The organism is Streptomyces sp. Y7 (assembly GCF_043195415.1).
Lineage (GTDB): Bacteria > Actinomycetota > Actinomycetes > Streptomycetales > Streptomycetaceae > Streptomyces.
In genome coordinates this window covers 17,667-36,313 of record NZ_JBIDDQ010000035.1, presented here as the reverse complement: position 1 = coordinate 36,313, position 18,647 = coordinate 17,667, and the positions used below count along the sequence as shown (strand labels likewise).

Below are 18,647 nucleotides of genomic sequence, written 5' to 3'. Positions count from 1 at the left end.
GTCCCCCTCACATCCGGAAGACGCCGAACTGGGGGTCACCCAGGGGCGCGTTGCCGCAGGCGGTCAGTGCCAGGCCCAGCACCTGCCGGGTCTCCAGCGGGTCGATGACGCCGTCGTCCCAGAGGCGGGCGGTGGCGTAGTAGGCGTTGCCCTGGCGTTCGTACTGCTCCCGGACGGGCGCCTTGAAGGACTCCTCGGCCTCCGCGGGCCAGTCCTCGCCCCGCGCCTCCAACTGGTCGCGCTTGACGGTCGCGAGGACGGAGGCCGCCTGTTCGCCGCCCATGACGGAGATCTTGGCGTTGGGCCACATCCACAGGAAGCGGGGCGAGTACGCCCGCCCGCACATCGAGTAGTTACCGGCGCCGTACGAACCCCCGACGACGACCGTCAGCTTCGGCACGCGCGTGCAGGCCACCGCGGTCACCATCTTGGCGCCGTGCTTGGCGATGCCGCCGGCCTCGTAGTCCTTGCCGACCATGAACCCGGAGATGTTCTGGAGGAAGACCAGCGGGATGCCGCGCTGGTCGCACAGCTCGATGAAGTGGGCGCCCTTCTGGGCGGACTCGGAGAACAGGATGCCGTTGTTGGCGACGATGCCGACCGGGTGGCCGTGGATCCGGGCGAAGCCGGTGACCAGGGTCTGCCCGAACTCGGCCTTGAACTCCGAGAAGCGCGAGCCGTCGACCACGCGCGCGATGATCTCGCGTACGTCGTAGGGGGTGCGGGAGTCGACGGGAACGGCGCCGTAGAGGGAGTAGGGGTCGACCTTCGGCTCCGCGGCGGGCACCACCTCCCAGGGGAGGGTGCGGCGCGCGGGGAGGGTGGCGACGATGTCGCGCACGATCCGCAGCGCGTGCGCGTCGTCCTCCGCGAGGTGGTCGGTCACGCCGGACACCCGCGAGTGGACCTCGCCGCCGCCGAGCTCCTCGGCGGTGACGACCTCACCGGTGGCCGCCTTCACCAGCGGGGGACCGCCGAGGAAGATCGTGCCCTGGTTCCGGACGATGACGGCCTCGTCGCTCATGGCGGGCACGTAGGCGCCGCCCGCGGTGCAGGAGCCGAGCACGGCCGCGATCTGCGGGATGCCCGCGCCCGACATCCGGGCCTGGTTGTAGAAGATCCGCCCGAAGTGCTCCCGGTCCGGGAAGACCTCGTCCTGCATCGGCAGGAACGCACCGCCGGAGTCGACCAGGTACAGACACGGCAGGCGGTTCTCCAGGGCCACCTCCTGCGCGCGCAGGTGCTTCTTCACCGTCATCGGGTAGTACGTGCCGCCCTTGACCGTGGCGTCGTTGGCGACGATCACGCACTCGCGCCCGCTGACCCGCCCGATCCCGGCGATGACGCCGGCGGCCGGGGCCTGCCCGTCGTACATCCCGTCGGCGGCCAGCGGAGCGAGCTCCAGGAAGGGCGATCCGGGGTCGAGGAGGGTGTCCACCCGGTCCCGCGGCAGCAGCTTGCCGCGTGCGGTGTGCCGGGCGCGGGCCTTCTCCCCGCCGCCGAGCCGGGCCGCGGCGAGCTTGCCGCGCAGCTCCTCGCCGAGCGCCCGGTGGGCCTCCTCGTTGGACCGAAAGGCCTCCGACGCGGGATCTGCCGCGCTGTGGAGCTCCGGTGCCTCATGCATCCTGCGGTCCCCTCACCCAGTGATCGACTGTTCATGAGCGACTGTTAATGAGCGTTAACCATTTCCTTCAGGTTAACGACCGCTAACCTCCCTGTCTAGAATTACCTCCATGGCCACGAGAACCGACGCCCCCACCCGCCGCGAACAGATCCTCAAGGAGGCCGCGCGGCTGTTCGCCGAGCGCGGCTTCCACGGTGTCGGCGTCGACGAGATAGGCGCCGCCGTGGGCATCAGCGGCCCCGGTCTCTACCGGCACTTCGCCGGCAAGGACGCGATGCTCGCCGAGCTCCTGGTCGGCATCAGCGGTCAGCTGCTGACGGGCGCGAAGCGGCGCCTGGCGGAGGCCGACGGGGTGCCGGCCGAGGCGGTCCTCGACTCCCTCATCGAGGGCCACATCGACTTCGCCCTCGACGACCGCCCTCTGATCACCCTGCACGACCGCGAGCTGGACCGCCTGCGCGACAGCGACCGCAAGCTGGTGCGCCAGCTCCAGCGGCAGTACGTCGAGCTGTGGGTGGAGGTGGTCCGTGAGGTCTATCCGGGCCTGACGGAGCCGACGGCCCGCTCGGCGGTGCACTCGGTCTTCGGCCTGCTGAACTCGACACCGCACCTGGGGCGGCCCGGGTCCCTGCCGGGGCGGGGCGGCACGGCGGTGCTGCTGCACCGGATGGCGCGGGGGGCGTTCGGGGCGGCCGAGGCGGAGTGAGGCGGGGGGTGTTCGGGGCGGCCGAGGCGGAGTGAGGCGGGGGGCGTTCGGGGCGGCCGGGGTGGAGTGAGGCAGGGGGCGTGCGCCCTTCTTCATCCCGCCTTTAGGTCAAGACTTAGTAAAGTGGCCCGCATGATCATTGCTGCCACGGCCGAGGCGCCGGTCGGGGGAGTCGCCGGCTGGGCCGCGGACCTCATGGAGAAAATGGGCGGTCCCGGCGCCGGACTGGCCATCGCCCTGGAGAACCTCTTCCCGCCGCTGCCCAGCGAGGTGATCCTGCCGCTCGCGGGGTTCACCGCGAGCCAGGGTCGGATGGACGTCTTCTCCGCGATCGCCTGGACGACGGCGGGTTCGGTGGCCGGTGCACTGGCGTTGTATCTCCTGGGCGCGCTCTTCGGTCGCGAGCGGCTGATCTCGGTGGCGGCCCGGCTGCCCCTGGTCAAGGTCGCCGACGTGGAGCGGACCGAGGCGTGGTTCGTCCGGCACGGCACCAAGGCCGTCTTCTTCGGCCGCTTCGTGCCGATCTTCCGCAGCCTGATCTCGATACCGGCCGGCGTCGAACGGATGCGGCTGCCGGTCTTCCTCGCCCTCACCGCGGCGGGCAGCCTCATCTGGAACACCGCCTTCATCGCCGGCGGCTACGCCCTCGGCGCGCGCTGGCGCGAGGTCACCGACCTGGTCGGTCTCTACTCCAAGGTGATCCTGGCGGCCGTGGCGGTCGCGGCCCTGGTCTTCGTGGCCGTACGGCTGCTCCGGGCGGGGCGTGGGACGCGGCGGCGGACGGAAGGGCCGGCTTCCGCGAGGCGCCCCTAAGGTTGTCCTCCCTCCCATGGGGCGTACGGCTGCGAGCGTGACGAGCGTTACGGACCTTCACCCCTGGACGCCCGCGGATACTCGCCGGTACGGTTGAGTGAGCAAGCGCTTAGACATGTACCGGTGGAGGTGGACGGCGTGCGCCGTACGGTGTTCAACGAGGATCACGAGGCGTTCCGGGAGACCATCCGCGCCTTCATCGAGGCCGAGGTCGTGCCGGTCTACGACGAGTGGTTCGCGGCGGGCCAGGCGCCCCGCGACTTCTACTACAAGCTCGCCGAGCTCGGCGTCTTCGGCATCCGCGTCGACGAGGAGTACGGCGGCGCCGGCATCGACTCGTACAAGTTCGAGGCGGTGATGTACGAGGAGACCGCCCGCGCGGGTGTGCAGTTCGGCGGTTCCGGCGTGCACGTCCTGCTCGGCCTGCCGTACATCAAGATGCTCGCCTCCGACGAGCAGAAGAAGCGCTTCCTGCCGAAGTTCGTCTCCGGTGAGGAGATGTGGGCGCTGGCGATGACCGAGCCGGGCACCGGCTCCGACCTCGCGGGCATGAAGACCACCGCCAAGCTCTCCGAGGACGGCACGCACTACGTCCTCAACGGCGCCAAGACCTTCATCACCGGCGGTGTGCACGCCGACCGTGTGATCGTCTGCGCCCGCACCGACGCGCCCAGCGCCGAGGACCGCCGCCACGGCATCTCCCTGTTCGCCGTGGACACCAAGTCCGAGGGCTACTCCGTCGGCCGCAAGCTCGACAAGCTCGGCCTGAAGACCTCCGACACCGCCGAGCTGGCGTTCGTCGACGTGAAGGTCCCGGTCGAGGACCTCCTCGGCGAGGAGAACAAGGGCTTCTACTACCTCGGCCACAACCTGGCCTCCGAGCGCTGGGGCATCGCCTTCGGCGCCTACGCCCAGGCCAAGGCGGCCGTCCGGTTCGCCAAGGAGTACGTGCAGGACCGCACCGTCTTCGGCAAGTCCGTCGCCTCCTTCCAGAACACCAAGTTCGAGCTGGCCGCCTGCCAGGCCGAGGTCGACGCGGCCGAGGCCGTCGCGGACCGCGCCCTGGAGGCGCTGGACGCCGGTGAGCTGACCCCCGCCGAGGCCGCTTCCGCGAAGCTCTTCTGCACCGAGGTCGCCCACCGCGTGATCGACCGCTGCCTCCAGCTGCACGGCGGCTACGGCTTCATGAACGAGTACCCGATCGCTCGCCTGTACGCGGACAACCGCGTCAACCGCATCTACGGCGGCACCAGCGAGATCATGAAGTCGATCATCGCGAAGGACATGGGCCTGTAAGGCTCCTGACATCCCCTGCCAGTAGAAAAGGTGCCATGAACGAGGCACTTGAGGATCTCCTCGATCTGCTCGACCTGGAGCAGATCGAGGAGAACATCTTCCGCGGCCAGTCCCGCTCCGCCGTCGTCCCGCGGGTCTTCGGCGGGCAGGTCGCGGCCCAGGCGCTGGTCGCCGCCGGACGTACGGTGCCGGCCGACCGGCCCGCGCACTCCCTCCACGCGTACTTCCTGCGCATGGGGGACCCGGGCGCGCCCATCGTCTACAACGTCGACCGGATGCGCGACGGCCGCTCCTTCACCACCCGCCGGGTGGTCGCCGTCCAGCACGGCAAGCCGATCTTCGCGCTGTCGGCGTCCTTCCAGACGCACGAGGAGGGCCTGGACCACCAGACCCCGATGCCCGCCTCGCCCGACCCGGCGTCGCTGCCCACCTCCGAGGAGCGGCTGCGCGGGTACGACCATCTCGACCCGGCGGTCGTCGAGCGCTTCCTGGAGGCACGCCAGGCCGTCGACCTGCGCTATGTCGACGAGCCGCCGTACGGAAAGTTCGGCGAGCCCCGCGAACCGCACTCCCAGGTCTGGTTCCGCACCAACGGCAAGCTGGCGGACGACCCGCTCCTGCACGTCGTTCTGGCCACCTACGTCTCCGACATGACGCTCCTCGACTCCGTCCTGCTCGCGCACGGCCGCGGCGGCTGGGCGGTCGGGGACGTGGTCGGCGCCTCGCTGGACCACGCGATGTGGTTCCACCGGCCGTTCCGGGCCGACGAGTGGCTGCTGTACGACCAGGAGTCGCCGTCGGCGTTCGGCGGACGCGGGCTCGGGCAGGCGCGCATCTACACGCAGGACGGGCGGCTCGCGGTGTCCGTGATCCAGGAGGGCGTGGTCCGCGTTCCGCGGTGACGCCGGTGAGGGCCGGGGCCCACCGAGCCCCGGCACCACCCCCTCATCACCGGGTCGCGTTGCGCAGCCGGGCGAACGACGTGTCCAGGCCCCGCTTCATCAGCCGGGCCGCGGGACGCTCCACGCACCGGTGCACCAGCCAGCTCAGCACCAGGAACACCAGGATCACCACGGCGACCAGCAGCCGCGGATCCATGGTGTCGCGCAGCCGGTTGATCATCACCGTGCCGGCGAGATAGTGCGTCAGATACAGCGGATACGTCAGCGCTCCCGCTGTCACCAGCCACTTCCAGCGGATCCGGTCCGTGTAGCCCAGCGCGACGGCGACCATGAACAGCAGGAACGCCGTGTAGATCAGCGCGCTGCCGCGCCAGCCCGAGACGTGCTCGACCGAGGCGATCCGGCGCCCGAGCTCGACCTGCGCCATCAGCCACGACAGGGTCAGCATGCCCCACAGCAGCAGGTCCTGGCCGAACCGGTACATCAGGTAGAGCACGAGACCGGCGATGAAGAACCAGGCCGCGACCGGGTTGACGATCAGGATCATCAGGCGCAGCTCGGAGATCGGCGCGATCATCGCGGCGGTGCCCCAGACGCAGCAGAACACCACGACTCTGCGGTAGGTGAGCCCCATGGCGACGACCACCAGGAAGAGCAGATAGAAGCGCAGCTCCGTCCACAGGGTCCAGTAGACGCCGTCGACGTGCGGCGAGGCCGAACCGGACTGGAGCATCGTGAGGTTGAGCAGGATGTCCCGCATCCGCAGCCGCTCCCACACCCCCGGCAGGGCCACGACGACGGCCGTGGTGAAGGCGATGGCGAACCAGTACGCCGGATAGAGCCGGATGACCCGGGAGACGAAGAACTGCCGGGGCGTTCGGCCCCAGCACGACATGCAGATCACGAAGCCGCTGATGACGAAGAAGATCTCGACGCCGATCCAGCCGTAGGTGGAGAAGTGGAACACCGTGGGCATGATCTCGGACACCGGACGGTCCCAGACGGGGTTGCCGGGCCGGTCGAGCCGGTCGGTGCCCGCGTAGTGGTGCACGGCCACCAGCAGCGCGGCGAGCAGCCGGACGCCGTCGATGACGTACAGCCGGCGACCCTCCCGCACGGGCATCGTCTCGGCGAGCGGGGGAAGCGGCTGCGAGGGCACGCGCATCGTGCCCGACGCCCCCCGAAGGGCTGTATGTCTCATATCAAGTCCGCGCATCAGCAACATCCGTTCCCCTGAGAAACCCCGTCACTTCTGTTTCCGGTTGAACAGACAGAGACGTGTCTCAGGGGGATGTGTGCAGAGAGGCGACCTCCACGAAGAAATCCCGCAGCGTTCGCCGAGATTTCGACGTGGTCGAGTACAACCCCTACTCGACCAGGCCCGCTTCCCGCAGCAGATACGCCGTCATCGGGTCGTAGTGGCGAGGGCTGATCACGTGGTCGTCCAGCGGCACCACGACCTGCACCGTGCCCTCCGACTCCGCGAGGAACAGCGCCGGGTCGTTGCAGTCGGCGTAGCCGACGGAGTCGACGCCGTGCTGGCCGGCGTAGCCCGCCCAGCCGTGGTCGGCCACGACGAGGTCCGGCAGCGGGCGTCCCTCGCGCTCGAGCCCCGTGAGGATGGCCTTCATGGGTGCCCCGGAGTGGGTGTGCCAGAGGGTGGCGCCGTGTTCGAGGACCGCGACGTCCGCGAACTGCATGACGTAACCCTCGTCGGTCTGCAGGCCCTCCGGGATCACGACGATCTCGCAGCCGGCCGCGCGCAAGGCGTCCGCCGTCGCGCGGTGGACGTCCAGCAGGCCGCCCGGGTGGCCGGTCGCGAACAGCACGCGCTGGCCGCCGTCCGCGGCCTTGCGCAGCCGGGCCGCCATGCGCTCCAGCGCGGCCACCGTCAGCTCCGGGTCGATGGTGTCCTGGCCGTGGCGGTGCTCGGCGTCGTCGTTCACGCCCACGCGCTCCGCCATCACCGCGAGCACGTCCTGCTCATCGGTCCAGCGTTCGCCGAGTTCCAGGCCGAGCCAGTAGTGGCGGTCGCCGTTCGCCAGCTTGCGGTAGTGGGAGAGGTTGTTCTCGCGGGGAGTGGCGACGTCGCCCGCGATACGGGTTCTGACGAGGTGGTCGACGAGCTCGGCGCGGCTGGGTGTCCCGGGTATCGGCATGGTTCCCATTGTGAGGCAGACAACTCCGGGAACGGTCGCGTCCGGTGCGCGTGCGACGCGGGTCACTGCGTTGATCAGCGCTCGCCGTGCCGCAGGGCGAACCACAGCTCCATGCGTACGTCCGGGTCGTCCAGGTCCGTGCCGAGCAGTGCCGCGCACCGGGCGATGCGCTGGCGGACGGTGTTGCGGTGCACGGCGAGCGCCACGGCCGTACGGTCCCAGCTGCCGTGCAGGGAGAGCCAGGTGCGCAGCGTCTCGGTGAGGGGCGGGGTGAGGGGCGCGAGGAGTGCCCGGGCGTGGTTCTCGGCCTCGCCGGGGGAGAGCAGGTCGGTGAGGGCGGGGCGGTGCGTGCCGTGCCGGTGCAGGGGTGTGCGGGTGGCCCGCGCGCGGGCCAGGGCACGGGCCGCCTGGCTGTCGGCCGCCGGCCAGTCCCGCGCGGCCGCGGGAGCGCTGACGCCCAGGGTCCAGCCGGGCTGCGGGGCCGGCTCGCGGTCCGCCGGGACGAGGACGCGTACGACGTCCGGTGCCAGGTCGACCAGCGGGGAGCCGAGGGCGGCGCCCAGCGCGGAGGCCGCCACGGAGTCGCAGGGCTGAGCGTCCGGAGTGCCGTGCACCACGAGCCGGCTTCCGCCCCCCAGCAGCGGGGCCACCGCCTCCGGCTCGGCGCCCAGCAGCATCCGCACGAGTGCCGACGAACGGGCCGTGCCCGAGCCGCTCTGGTGCTCGCCGGTGAGCAGCGAGAGCAGCACGGCCGCCACGGAGGCGATGGTGTGGTCGCCGGTGTCCCGGTGCGGGGCGGCGACACCGAGGACGAAGCCCTGACCGGCGCCGAGGGCGTAGGCGGCGAGGTGGGTGCCGGCCGCGGTGTCGGTGGCGGAGGTGGGTGTCCCGGGCCCCGTGGGACGTACGACCTCCGCGAGCTCGGCCAGCGAACCGCCCACCGTCTCCTTCACCTCGCGCCCCGCCGACGCGACCTCGGTCCCCTCGGGCCCGTACAGCACCGCCCAGCCACCCACCCGCTGCGCCAGCCGGCGCAGCACCGCTCGCACCGGGTCCGGGCGGGAGGCCGCGGCCGCCAGGCTCTGCTGGGCCTCCGTCACCCGGCGCAGCTCGGCGTGGCGGGCCTGGGCCATGAGCTGCCAGACCGCGCGGGCGACGCCGGAGAAGGTGGTCTGCGGCGGGACCTCCAGCAGGGGCAGCGCGTAGGTGTCGCAGGCCTCGACCAGGGCGCGCGGCACCGTGTCGTGCACGGGGGCGAGGCCGAAGCCGAGGGCGGCGCCGCCCGCCGCGACGATCCGCGACACGTAGTCGTCGAAGTATGTGCCCGACCCCGCCGCCTCGGGGATGTGCACCCCCGCCGACAGCAGCAGCTCCCCGCCCAGCAGGTAGGGGTACGGATCGGCCATCTCCGAGGTGTGCGCCCAGTGGATCACCGTGTGCGCGTCCGCCGGGCCGGCGATCTGGCGCAGGCCAAGGTCCTCACGGGCCAGGAGGGCGGTCAGCGCTACGGGTGGGGTGGGCGGAACGGCGGGATCCGGCATGGGATGTTTCCTACACTCGCGCAGTCTCGGATGGATGAAACGTACACTTCGCAGTCACTTTCCGGCCACCTACTGTCGTTCCAGTCCGGCAGCCGCGGGTACGGGCGGATGTCCCCGCGAGCCGCTGCCGACCGTTCCACCCCCCCACTTTCACGACACGCCACCGGAATGTGCGCGAAGGAGGCCCCACCATGGCCGTCGATTACACCGTCATCGTCGTCTATCTGGCCGGCATGCTGGCCATGGGCTGGTGGGGCATGCGCCGCGCCAAGTCCAAGAGCGAGTTCCTGGTCGCCGGCCGCCGGCTCGGCCCGACGATGTACTCCGGCACCATGGCGGCGATCGTCCTCGGCGGCGCGTCCACCATCGGCGGCGTGGGCCTCGGCTATCAGTACGGGCTCTCCGGCGCGTGGATGGTGTTCACCATCGGCCTCGGCCTGCTCGCGCTGAGCGTCTTCTTCTCCGCCCGCATCGCCCGGCTGAAGGTCTACACCGTCTCCGAGATGCTCGACCTGCGCTACGGCGGCCGGGCCGGCGTCATCTCCGGCCTCGTCATGTGGGCGTACACCCTCATGCTCGCGGTGACCTCGACCATCGCGTACGCCACGATCTTCGACGTCCTCTTCGACATGAATCGCACCGTCGCGATCATCCTCGGCGGCTCGATCGTCGTCGCCTACTCGACGCTCGGCGGCATGTGGTCGATCACCCTCACCGACATGGTGCAGTTCGTCGTCAAGACCATCGGCGTGCTCCTGCTGCTCCTGCCCATCGCGGTCGTCAAGGCCGGCGGGTTCAGCGAGATGAAGGCGAAGCTGCCGACCGAGTACTTCGACCCGCTGGGCATCGGCGGCGAGACGATCTTCACCTACGTCCTGATCTACACCTTCGGCATGCTGATCGGTCAGGACATCTGGCAGCGCGTGTTCACCGCCCGCAGCGACAAGACCGCCAAGTGGGGCGGCACCGTCGCCGGCACCTACTGCCTCGTCTACGCCCTCGCCGGCGCCGTCATCGGCACCGCGGCCAAGGTGCTCTACCCCAAGCTCGGCAGCCCCGACGACGCCTTCGCGACCATCGTCAAGGACGAACTGCCCATGGGTGTGCGGGGCCTGGTGCTCGCCGCCGCCCTCGCTGCGGTGATGTCCACCTCCTCCGGCGCGCTCATCGCCTGCGCGACCGTCGCCAACAACGACATCTGGTCCCGGCTGCGCGGCGTGGTCCGCCCCGACGGCGAGGCGCACGACGAGGTCAAGGGCAACCGTGCGTTCATCCTCGTCATGGGCCTCGCCGTGATCGGTACGGCCATCGCGCTGAACAACGTCGTCGAGGCGCTGACCGTCGCCTACAACCTGCTGGTCGGCGGACTGCTCGTGCCGATCCTCGGCGGGCTGCTGTGGCGGCGCGGCACCGCGCAGGGCGCGCTCGCCTCGGTCGTGGTCGGCGGCCTCGCGGTGATCACCCTGATGGCGACCCACGGCATCCTGGCCAACGAGCCCGTGTACTACGGCCTGCTGGCCTCCCTCGCCGCGTACCTCGTCGTGTCCCTGGCGACGAAGCCGACCGACGCGGCCGTCCTCGCCGCCTGGCGCGAGCGCCTGGCCGGCCGGGATCCCGAACTCGTGTCCGAACCGGTGCCGGCTCACCAGTAGAGTCGTAGGCAGATATCCCGCATACGCGATGAAGCGTAGGAAAGAAGGCATTTCCACATGAGCAGCAACGAGACGCCCCGCGGCCCCGTCGACTCCTCCCGCATCCCGCGGTACGCCGGACCCGCCACCTTCGCCCGGCTCCCGCGCCTCGACGAGGTCGGCCGCGCCGACGTCGCCGTGGTCGGCGTGCCGTTCGACTCGGGCGTCTCGTACCGGCCGGGCGCCCGCTTCGGCGGCAACGCCATCCGCGAGGCGTCCCGGCTGCTGCGCCCCTACAACCCGGCGCAGGACGCGTCCCCCTTCGCGCTCGCCCAGGTCGCGGACGCCGGTGACATCGCCGCGAACCCGTTCAACATCAACGAGGCCGTCGAGACGATCGAGGCCGCCGCCGACGACCTCCTCGGCACCGGCGCCCGCATGATGACCCTCGGCGGTGACCACACCATCGCGCTGCCGCTGCTGCGCTCGGTCGCCAAGAAGCACGGCCCGGTCGCGCTGCTCCACTTCGACGCGCACCTCGACACCTGGGACACCTACTTCGGCGCCGAGTACACCCACGGCACGCCGTTCCGGCGCGCGGTGGAGGAGGGCATCCTCGACACCTCCGCCCTCTCCCACGTCGGCACCCGCGGCCCGCTGTACGGCAAGCAGGACCTCACCGACGACGAGAAGATGGGCTTCGGCATCGTCACGTCCTCGGACGTCTACCGCCGCGGCGCCGACGAGGTCGCCGACCAGCTGCGCCAGCGCATCGGCGACCGCCCGCTGTACATCTCCATCGACATCGACTGCCTCGACCCGGCCCACGCGCCCGGCACCGGCACCCCCGAGGCCGGCGGCATGACCTCGCGCGAGCTCCTGGAGATCCTGCGCGGCCTGGCATCCTGCAACCTGGTGTCGGCGGACGTCGTCGAGGTGGCACCGGCGTACGACCACGCCGAGATCACGTCGGTGGCGGCCTCGCACACCGCGTACGAACTGACCACGATCATGTCCCGCCAGATCGCGGCGGCCCGGAAGGACTCGGAAGCCAAGTGACCCACGACCACGACCTGGTACTCCGCCCCACCGCCGCCCAGACGGAGGCAGCGCTGAACCCTCCACCCGGCCGCAACGGCGGGGACCTGGTCGTGGAGACGCTGGCGGCGCTCGGCACCACGACGGTCTTCGGCCTCCCCGGCCAGCACGCCCTCGGCATGTTCGACGCCCTGCGCCGCAGCGACCTGCGCTACATCGGCCTGCGCGTCGAGAACAACGCCGGGTTCGCGGCGGACGCGTACGGCCGGCTGACCGGCGAGGCGGCCCCGCTGCTGCTGTCGACCGGACCGGGCGCGCTCACCTCGCTGGCCGCGCTCCAGGAGGCGGCCGCGGCCTCCGCGCCCGTGCTGGCGATCAGCAGCCAGATCCCGACGGCGGGCCTGGGCGGCGGCCGCCACGGCTACCTGCACGAACTCCCCGACCAGGCGGCCTCGTTCCGGGGCGTGGTGAAGTCGGTGCACACCGTCCGCACCCAGTCCCAGATCCCGTCCGCGATCGAGGCGGCCTGGAAGTCGGCGCTCACGGCCCCGCACGGACCGGTGTGGGTGGAGATCCCGCAGGACGTGCTGCTGGCCGAGACCTCGATCCCGGTGGTGACGGGCGGTGACGCGTTCCCGGAGGAACTGCCCCCGCGCCCCGAACTGACCGCCGTCGCCGCCGACCTGCTGTCGAAGGCGGCCCGCCCGGCGATCATCGCGGGCGGGGGAGTGGTGCGCGCCGACGCCAGCGGCAAGCTGCGGCAGCTCGCGGAGCTGATCCAGGCCCCCGTGGTCACCACCCCCGGTGGCAAGGGCGCGTTCCCCTGGAACCACCCGCTGTCGCTCCAGTCGTGGATCGAGGACCGGCACACCACCGATTTCCTGGAGGAGGCGGACGTCCTTCTCGTCGTCGGCTCGGGCCTCGGTGAACTCTCCTCGAACTACCACACGTTCAAGCCGCGCGGCCGGGTCGTCCAGATCGAGGCCGACCTCGGCAAGCTGGAGTCCAACCACCCGGCCCTCGGTATCCACGCCGACGCCCGCCTCGCGTTGCAGGCCCTGCTGGAGACGGTGTCCGAGCGCACGGACCCCACCGCGCCCGAGCGGGTGGCGACGGTCCTCACCAAGGTCGCCGAGCGCATCGACGCCCAGGAACTCACCCTGGAGCAGCAGGTGCTGGCGTCCGTACGCCGCGCCCTGCCCGCGGACTCCCCGTCCTTCTGGGACATGACGATCCTGGCCTACTGGGCCTGGTCGGCCTTCGACGCCAAGGGCCCCAACCACCTGCACTCGGCCCAGGGTGCCGGCGGCCTCGGCTACGGCTTCCCGGCGGCGCTCGGCGGCGCGGTGGCCGATCCGACCCGCCCGGTCCTCGCGGTCTCCGGCGACGGCGGCGCGCTCTACTCGATCGCCGAGCTCGCCACGGCCCGCCAGTACGACCTGAACGTCACCTGGCTCATCGTCGACGACGGCGGCTACGGCATCCTGCGCGAGTACATGAACGACGCCTTCGGCGAGGCGACGGCCACCGAGCTGACCCGGCCGGACTATGTGGCCCTGGCCGAGTCGTTCGGCGTCCCCGGGGTCCGAACGACCCCGGAGACACTGGAGGCCGACCTGACGAAGGCGCTGTCCGAGCCCGGCCCTTCGGTGGTCGTCCTCCCGGCGGTGCTGCGCATGTTCGCGCCGACTCACCTCACGGCGTGAGGACGGGCGCGGCTTCCTGGTCGACGGGCGCGGCTACCTGGTCGCGGGTGTCGTCGGCGTGGTCGCGGTCGTTGCAGGCGTCGGTCACGGCGGGGCCGGTCACCGGCAGGGCCCAGGGGACGAGCGCGAGCGCCTCCTTGCAGAGGCCGGCGCTGCTGTAGCCGGCGATGTTGATACGTCCCCGGTCACCGTCGTCGGCGTGGGCCGGGGCGGCGAGTACGAGGGCTGCCATGGTGAGCGCGGCGAGCGCGCTGATCTTCTTCATGGCGGGGTCAACGGCATCGGATCGGCGCAGGTCATTCCGCTGCACAGGTGAAGACCGAGCGCGCCGGCGGCCGACGGGCCCTTGGCGCGTCCACGGCTGCCGGGACAGGTGCTGGTTGCCTAACAGATCGCCTCAACCCACCTGGGCTCGGACTGATCACCCGATCGGCTGGTCGTGTTGACCTTGACGGGATAGGTTCCGTGAGGTCGCGGCCGTCCCGGCCGGGCCGATGTCAGATGCGGCCACTACTCTGAGCCCGGAGAGGAGGACAGTGTGCTGCTGCGGTTCCGCGTCGCGAACGTACGGTCCCTGCGAGACGAGCAGGAGCTGTCCTTCGTCGCGCCTGGCGACGAACAGGGCGGGTCGGCGAATCCGGTGGATCTTGCGGGCGGAGGGGCCATCTCCGTCCTCCCGCTGATCGGCATTTTCGGGGCCAACGCCTCCGGCAAGTCGAACGTGCTGACGGCGATGACGGACATGCGCAACGCGGTCCTCAACTCCTATGCGCGCTGGGCCTCTTACGACGGCATCCCGCGCCAGGTCTTCTCCCTGGATCCCAAGAGCGAGAGCGAACCCTCCTTCTTCGAGGTCGATGTCGTCATCGACGAGGTCCGCTGGACGTACGGCTTCGAGCTCGGAGCCACCCGCGTCGAGTCCGAGTGGCTGCACAGCTACCCACGTGGTCACCGTCAGGAATGGCTCGACCGTGACGCCTCCCGGCCGGATGTCTTCAAGTGGCCCGGTGGACGAGTCAGGGACCGGTCCCAGCTCGTACGGCGTACACGGCCGAACGCCCTGCTTCTCTCCACGGCCGGCACGGACAACCACCCGCAGCTCTCCCCCCTCTTCCACTGGTTCCGCCGCAACTTCTGGATGATCAGTCCGGAGGTCGAGCGGGACGAGCGCGCGCGGTACACCACGAAGGAACTGTCCGGTCCCAGGGCCGCCAGGATCCAGGAGCTGCTGAGGGTCGCCGACCTCGGCATCACCGGAGCGACGGTGGTCCAGGAGCGTCCGGGCCGGGACACAGTGAAGCTGACGCACCACTCGGCTGCCGGGGACGTCTCCTTCGACTGGCAGGAGGAGTCCTACGGCACCCGGTCCTGGTTCGCCCTCCTGGGCCCCCTGCTCCTCGCCCTCGACGAAGGAGCCGTCCTCCTCGTCGACGAACTCGACGCCAGTCTGCACTCCCGCTTCGCGGCCGAGGTCGTCCGGCTCTTCCACGACCCGTACGCGAACCCCAAGGGCGCCCAGCTGGTCTTCACGTCGCACGACGCGACGGTGCTCACCACTCCGAGCGGCGAGCGGCTCCTCGACCCGGCGCAGGTGTGGCTGACGGAGAAGGACAAGGGCGGGGCGACCGCGCTGTATCCGCTCACCGATGCGGAGCCGGGCGAGGACGAGGACCTCACGCAGTCCTATCTCGCGGGGGCCTTCGGCGGGGTTCCGGCCCTTCTGGAGGGGCAGATCGCGCGGCGGCTGCTGGTGGCGCGTGAGGCCGGCACGTACGACGAGACAGGCGAGCGAGCGGACGGGGCGGGGCGCGACTGATGGGGCGGGCGCAGAAGGGCAGGGACTCGTGGGAGCGTCCGGCTCGGCGGGGCGGACAGCGCAAGCGCCAGGTCTTCATTTTCACCGAGGGCAAGGTGACCGAGCCCTCGTACCTCGACATCCTCAAGGACCAGGGCGTCCCACTCGCCGACGAGGTCCCGGTGGAGATGCACATCGCCAACCGTAGGGCCGACAGCGGACGCAAGCCGCTCGATCTCGTCGAGCAGGCGATCAGGCTGAAGCGTGAAGAGGACCGCAAGGCGAAGCGGGCCAAGCTGGAGGCGAAGTACCTGCCTCAGGTGTGGTGTCTCTTTGACCACGACAACTACAAGTACATCCGCGACGCACTGGACCAGGCGGAGAAGGCGGGCATCGGAGTGGCTTTCTCGCATCCGTGCTTCGAGGTGTGGCGCCTCGCCCACTACAAGCCGGTCAGCGGCTCTTTCGCCGGGGTGTGCGACGGGGCAGCTGGGCGGCTCCCGTTCCAGCGGGGCTCCCAGGACGCCAAGACTCCCAAGGTCGTCCTGCCGCACCAGATCCTGGGGCGCTACAAGACGGCCCGGAAGAACGCCGAGCGGATGAACGGCCAGCACCCGGCGCATACGGGCAAGTGGGACAGGGACCCTTACACGGACGTGCACGAGTTCGTGGAGAAGGCGCTGCACATCGACACGTACTGACACCTCTCGGCCATGATCATGCGCTGATTTCGGTATGACCCGAGCGGGGTCATAGGGTCTCTCCGTCATCTCAGGTCGGGTCATAGGGAGTCGTACGTGGCCAAGCTCACGCTCGCCCAGCTGGAACGGCATCTGTGGGCTGCCGCGGACATCCTGCGCGGCACGATGGACGCCTCCGAGTACAAGGACTACATCTTCGGGCTGCTCTTCCTGAAGCGGGCCAACGACGAGTTCGAGGCGGCCAGGGACAGGCTCAGGCAGTACGCCATAGAGGAGCTGAAGCTCGCCGACGAGGACCTTCCCGGCTACCTGGAGCAGCCGGGTCCGTACCGCAAGCGCGATGTGCTGTACGTGCCGGAGGACGCTCGCTGGGCCAAGGTCTCCGCCGCCACCCACAACATCAACGAGATGACCCTGCGTCCCGCCCTCCAAGCGCTTGAGGGGCAGAACAGCAAGCTCAAAGGTCTCTTCGACCACCTGGACTTCAACCGCATCGGCGGGTCGGGTGCCGCGTCCGGCGCGGCCAAGCTCGCCGACCAGCGCCTGAAACTCCTCATCGCGCACTTCGGGCGGATCCGGCTGCGCACGGAGGACTTCGAGTTCCCCGATCTGATCGGTGCCGCGTACGAGTACCTGATCAAGGAGTTCGCGGACTCGGCCGGACGCAAGGGCGGCGAGTTCTACACCCCGCGCGCCGTGGTCCGCATGATGGTCGAACTCCTCGCTCCCACCGAGAACATGAGGATCTACGATCCGTGCGTCGGCTCGGGCGGCATGCTGATCCACGCGGCCGAGTATGTGGAGGAGCACGGCGGCGACACGTCGTCGATGTTCTTCGCCGGTCAGGACGCCAACTCCGGCTCCTGGATCATGTCGACGATGAACATGGTCCTGCACGGGGTGCGCCGCTTCGACCTGGCCACCGGGGACACGCTCTCGCAACCGGCACACGTCCCGCTCTCGGACGAGGACCGGTTCGACGGGGTGCTCAGCAATCCGCCGTTCTCCCTGGACTACGCCCTCGCGGATCTGGCGCACCCGGCCGAACGTGCCAAGTACGGGGCGACGAGCGAGCGCGGCAAGGCCGACCTGATGTTCCTCCAGCACATGCTGTGGGAGACCAAGCGGGAGGGCGCTCGCGGCGGCATGGTGATCACGGTCATGCCGCACGGAGTGCTGTTCCGGGGTGGCGGTGAGCAGGCCATCCGTAGGGAGCTGCTGGAGAAGGACGCCATCGAGGCGGTCATCGGCCTCGCGCCGAACCTCTTCTACGGGACCGGCATCCCGGCCTGCATCCTGGTGCTCCGCCCGCCGGGCCGGAAGGACCGGGCGCGGGAGGGCAAGGTGCTGTTCATCAACGCCGACCGCGAGTTCCACGCGGAGCGGGCGCAGAACATCCTGCTCCCCGAGCACGCCGAGAAGATCGTCTCGACGTTCCACGCATACGAGGAGGTACCGGGCTTCTCGCGGATCGTGACCCGCGAGGAACTCGCCGCCAACGACGACAACCTCAACATCCGCCGGTACGTGGACAACACGCCGCCGCCGGAGCCGCAGGACGTGCGTGCGCACCTGGTGGGCGGGGTGCCGCGCGCGGAGATCGAGGCGAAGAAGCCGCTGCTCGACTCGTACGGCATCGGGGTGACCGATCTGTTCGTGGAGCGAGAGCCGGCGGACCCGGCGTACGTCGACTTCCGGGACGAGGCCGCGGGCGGCCGTCCCGAGCTGGGCGAGCTGGCCCGGCCCCGGGAGGAGGCGCTGCGGGCGGAGTTCGGCAAGTGGTGGGAGGAGGAGGCCGCCCAACGGCTGGAGTCGGTGGCGGCCACGCCTGACGCTCTCGCCTCGTCCACGTCCTCCGAGCGCAAGGCCGCGTTGATGGCGGTGCGGGGGCAGCTGATGAAGTCGTTCGGGGACCGGCTGGGGCGGGTCGGGCTGCTGGACCGGTACGCGTTGGCTGGGGCGGTCGCGGGTTGGTGGTGGGAGGCGAAATACGACCTGCTCGCACTGTCGGAGAACGGGTTCGGGGGCGTTGTCGACGGGTGGGTCGAGAACGTTGACACGTTGCTCTCGCCCGAACAGGACGCACGGACGAAGAAGCTGCGGACGCGGACGGCCGCTGAGCGACGTCAGGCGTACGACCACAAGGTGGTCGCCGCGATCGCTCCGCGATTCCTGGAGGAGCTGGCGGAGGCGGACGCGCGGAAGGCGGAGGCGGACGCGCGGTTCAAGGAGCTGAGCGCGCGGCTTTCCGGGGGCAGCGGGGAGGAATCGGAGGCTGACGGCGACACGGCCGACGGTGAGGACGACTCGGAGACCGTTGTCCTGAGCGTCGAGGAGTTGGACCGCCTCACGGCTGAGCTGGCGAAGGTGAAGAAGGCGCGTACGAAGGCGACCGCGGACATCAAACGCCTTGAGGCGGACTTCCACCGGCACCCGTACCCGAGCGATCCGCCGACGCTGGGGGAGGAGCCACCGCGTTTGTTCCGGGCGCGGGCGGAGCTGGACGCGGACGGGGAACGCCGGGTGGTGCTCGACCTGCTGCGGGACGACCTGGCGGCGAAGCTGGACGGGCATGTGGTGCGGTGGCAGCGGGAACTGGCGGCGTCTTATGAGACGTGGGAGCAGAAGTACGCCATTTCGTTGAGGGAGATTCGGGCGGGGCGCGAAGGCGCAGCGGGAAAACTGGACGGGTTCCTTGGGGAGTTGGGTTATGTCGGGTGAGTGGCCACTTCGGC

Annotated in this window: 15 protein-coding genes; 10 read left to right on the top strand and 5 right to left on the bottom strand. The window is 70.4% G+C overall.

Going from position 1 to position 18,647, the window contains the following annotated elements; all coding sequences use genetic code 11:
* Nucleotides 1–7: 7 nt before the first annotated feature.
* On the bottom strand, nt 8–1,624 hold the full coding sequence (locus ACGFW6_RS41260; RefSeq protein WP_393521856.1) for a carboxyl transferase domain-containing protein: 1,617 nt from the start codon (nt 1,622–1,624) through the stop codon (nt 8–10).
* A gap of 109 nt (nt 1,625–1,733) precedes the next feature.
* On the opposite strand from ACGFW6_RS41260, the gene ACGFW6_RS41255 reads away from it, so the two are divergent.
* The 4 genes from ACGFW6_RS41255 to tesB all read left to right on the top strand — a co-directional run bounded on the left by ACGFW6_RS41255 (nt 1,734) and on the right by tesB (nt 5,341).
* Nucleotides 1,734–2,330, top strand: coding sequence for a TetR/AcrR family transcriptional regulator (locus ACGFW6_RS41255; RefSeq protein ID WP_393521854.1), 597 nt, complete (start codon nt 1,734–1,736; stop codon nt 2,328–2,330).
* A 132-nt stretch (nt 2,331–2,462) separates the two neighbouring features.
* Entirely contained in the window at nt 2,463–3,143 is a 681-nt protein-coding gene (locus ACGFW6_RS41250) for a DedA family protein (protein WP_393521853.1), read from the top strand.
* Between the two features lie 138 nt (nt 3,144–3,281).
* Nucleotides 3,282–4,439, top strand: a complete 1,158-nt coding sequence (locus ACGFW6_RS41245; protein WP_393521928.1) for an acyl-CoA dehydrogenase family protein — start codon at nt 3,282–3,284, stop codon at nt 4,437–4,439.
* A 35-nt stretch (nt 4,440–4,474) separates the two neighbouring features.
* Nucleotides 4,475–5,341 carry an acyl-CoA thioesterase II gene (gene tesB / locus ACGFW6_RS41240; RefSeq protein WP_393521851.1) on the top strand — a complete coding sequence of 289 codons (867 nt, stop codon included), beginning with the start codon at nt 4,475–4,477 and terminating at the stop codon, nt 5,339–5,341.
* Nucleotides 5,342–5,387: 46 nt separating this feature from the next.
* Here the strand turns inward: tesB and ACGFW6_RS41235 are convergent, their stop codons facing one another.
* The 3 genes from ACGFW6_RS41235 to ACGFW6_RS41225 all read right to left on the bottom strand — a co-directional run bounded on the left by ACGFW6_RS41235 (nt 5,388) and on the right by ACGFW6_RS41225 (nt 9,041).
* Nucleotides 5,388–6,506, bottom strand: a complete 1,119-nt coding sequence (locus ACGFW6_RS41235) for an acyltransferase family protein (RefSeq protein ID WP_393521849.1) — start codon at nt 6,504–6,506, stop codon at nt 5,388–5,390.
* A 202-nt stretch (nt 6,507–6,708) separates the two neighbouring features.
* Nucleotides 6,709–7,500 (bottom strand): phosphatase, encoded by a 792-nt coding sequence (locus ACGFW6_RS41230; RefSeq protein ID WP_393521847.1) that lies wholly within the window; start codon nt 7,498–7,500, stop codon nt 6,709–6,711.
* A 74-nt stretch (nt 7,501–7,574) separates the two neighbouring features.
* Nucleotides 7,575–9,041, bottom strand: coding sequence for a PucR family transcriptional regulator ligand-binding domain-containing protein (locus ACGFW6_RS41225; protein ID WP_393521845.1), 1,467 nt, complete (start codon nt 9,039–9,041; stop codon nt 7,575–7,577).
* Nucleotides 9,042–9,232: 191 nt separating this feature from the next.
* Here ACGFW6_RS41225 and ACGFW6_RS41220 point away from each other — a divergent pair, with 191 nt between their 5' ends.
* The 3 genes from ACGFW6_RS41220 to ACGFW6_RS41210 are packed head-to-tail and all read left to right on the top strand — an operon-like array spanning nt 9,233 to nt 13,416.
* Nucleotides 9,233–10,693 carry a sodium:solute symporter gene (locus ACGFW6_RS41220; RefSeq protein WP_393521843.1) on the top strand — a complete coding sequence of 487 codons (1,461 nt, stop codon included), beginning with the start codon at nt 9,233–9,235 and terminating at the stop codon, nt 10,691–10,693.
* A gap of 57 nt (nt 10,694–10,750) precedes the next feature.
* On the top strand, nt 10,751–11,731 hold the full coding sequence (gene speB, locus ACGFW6_RS41215) for an agmatinase (protein WP_393521841.1): 981 nt from the start codon (nt 10,751–10,753) through the stop codon (nt 11,729–11,731).
* The gene (locus ACGFW6_RS41210) at nt 11,728–13,416 is read left to right on the top strand and encodes a thiamine pyrophosphate-binding protein (protein ID WP_393521839.1); all 1,689 of its coding nucleotides are present in this window, start codon (nt 11,728–11,730) and stop codon (nt 13,414–13,416) included. The genes speB and ACGFW6_RS41210 overlap by 4 nt, the downstream gene beginning before the upstream one ends.
* On the opposite strand, the gene ACGFW6_RS41205 is transcribed toward ACGFW6_RS41210, so the two are convergent.
* The gene (locus tag ACGFW6_RS41205; protein WP_393521837.1) at nt 13,406–13,681 is read right to left on the bottom strand and encodes a hypothetical protein; all 276 of its coding nucleotides are present in this window, start codon (nt 13,679–13,681) and stop codon (nt 13,406–13,408) included. The two genes, ACGFW6_RS41210 and ACGFW6_RS41205, sit on opposite strands and share 11 nt — an antisense overlap.
* A gap of 273 nt (nt 13,682–13,954) precedes the next feature.
* Here ACGFW6_RS41205 and ACGFW6_RS41200 point away from each other — a divergent pair, with 273 nt between their 5' ends.
* The 3 genes from ACGFW6_RS41200 (at nt 13,955) to ACGFW6_RS41190 (ending at nt 18,633) form a co-directional block, all read left to right on the top strand.
* A complete protein-coding gene (locus ACGFW6_RS41200; RefSeq protein WP_393521835.1) occupies nt 13,955–15,232 on the top strand; it encodes an ATP/GTP-binding protein in 1,278 nt (425 codons plus the stop codon).
* Nucleotides 15,232–15,912 (top strand): RloB family protein, encoded by a 681-nt coding sequence (locus tag ACGFW6_RS41195; RefSeq protein ID WP_393521833.1) that lies wholly within the window; start codon nt 15,232–15,234, stop codon nt 15,910–15,912. Before ACGFW6_RS41200 ends, ACGFW6_RS41195 begins: the two co-directional genes overlap by 1 nt.
* 96 nt (nt 15,913–16,008) lie before the next feature.
* On the top strand, nt 16,009–18,633 hold the full coding sequence (locus tag ACGFW6_RS41190) for an N-6 DNA methylase (RefSeq protein ID WP_393521831.1): 2,625 nt from the start codon (nt 16,009–16,011) through the stop codon (nt 18,631–18,633).
* The last annotated feature ends 14 nt before the right edge of the window (nt 18,634–18,647 follow it).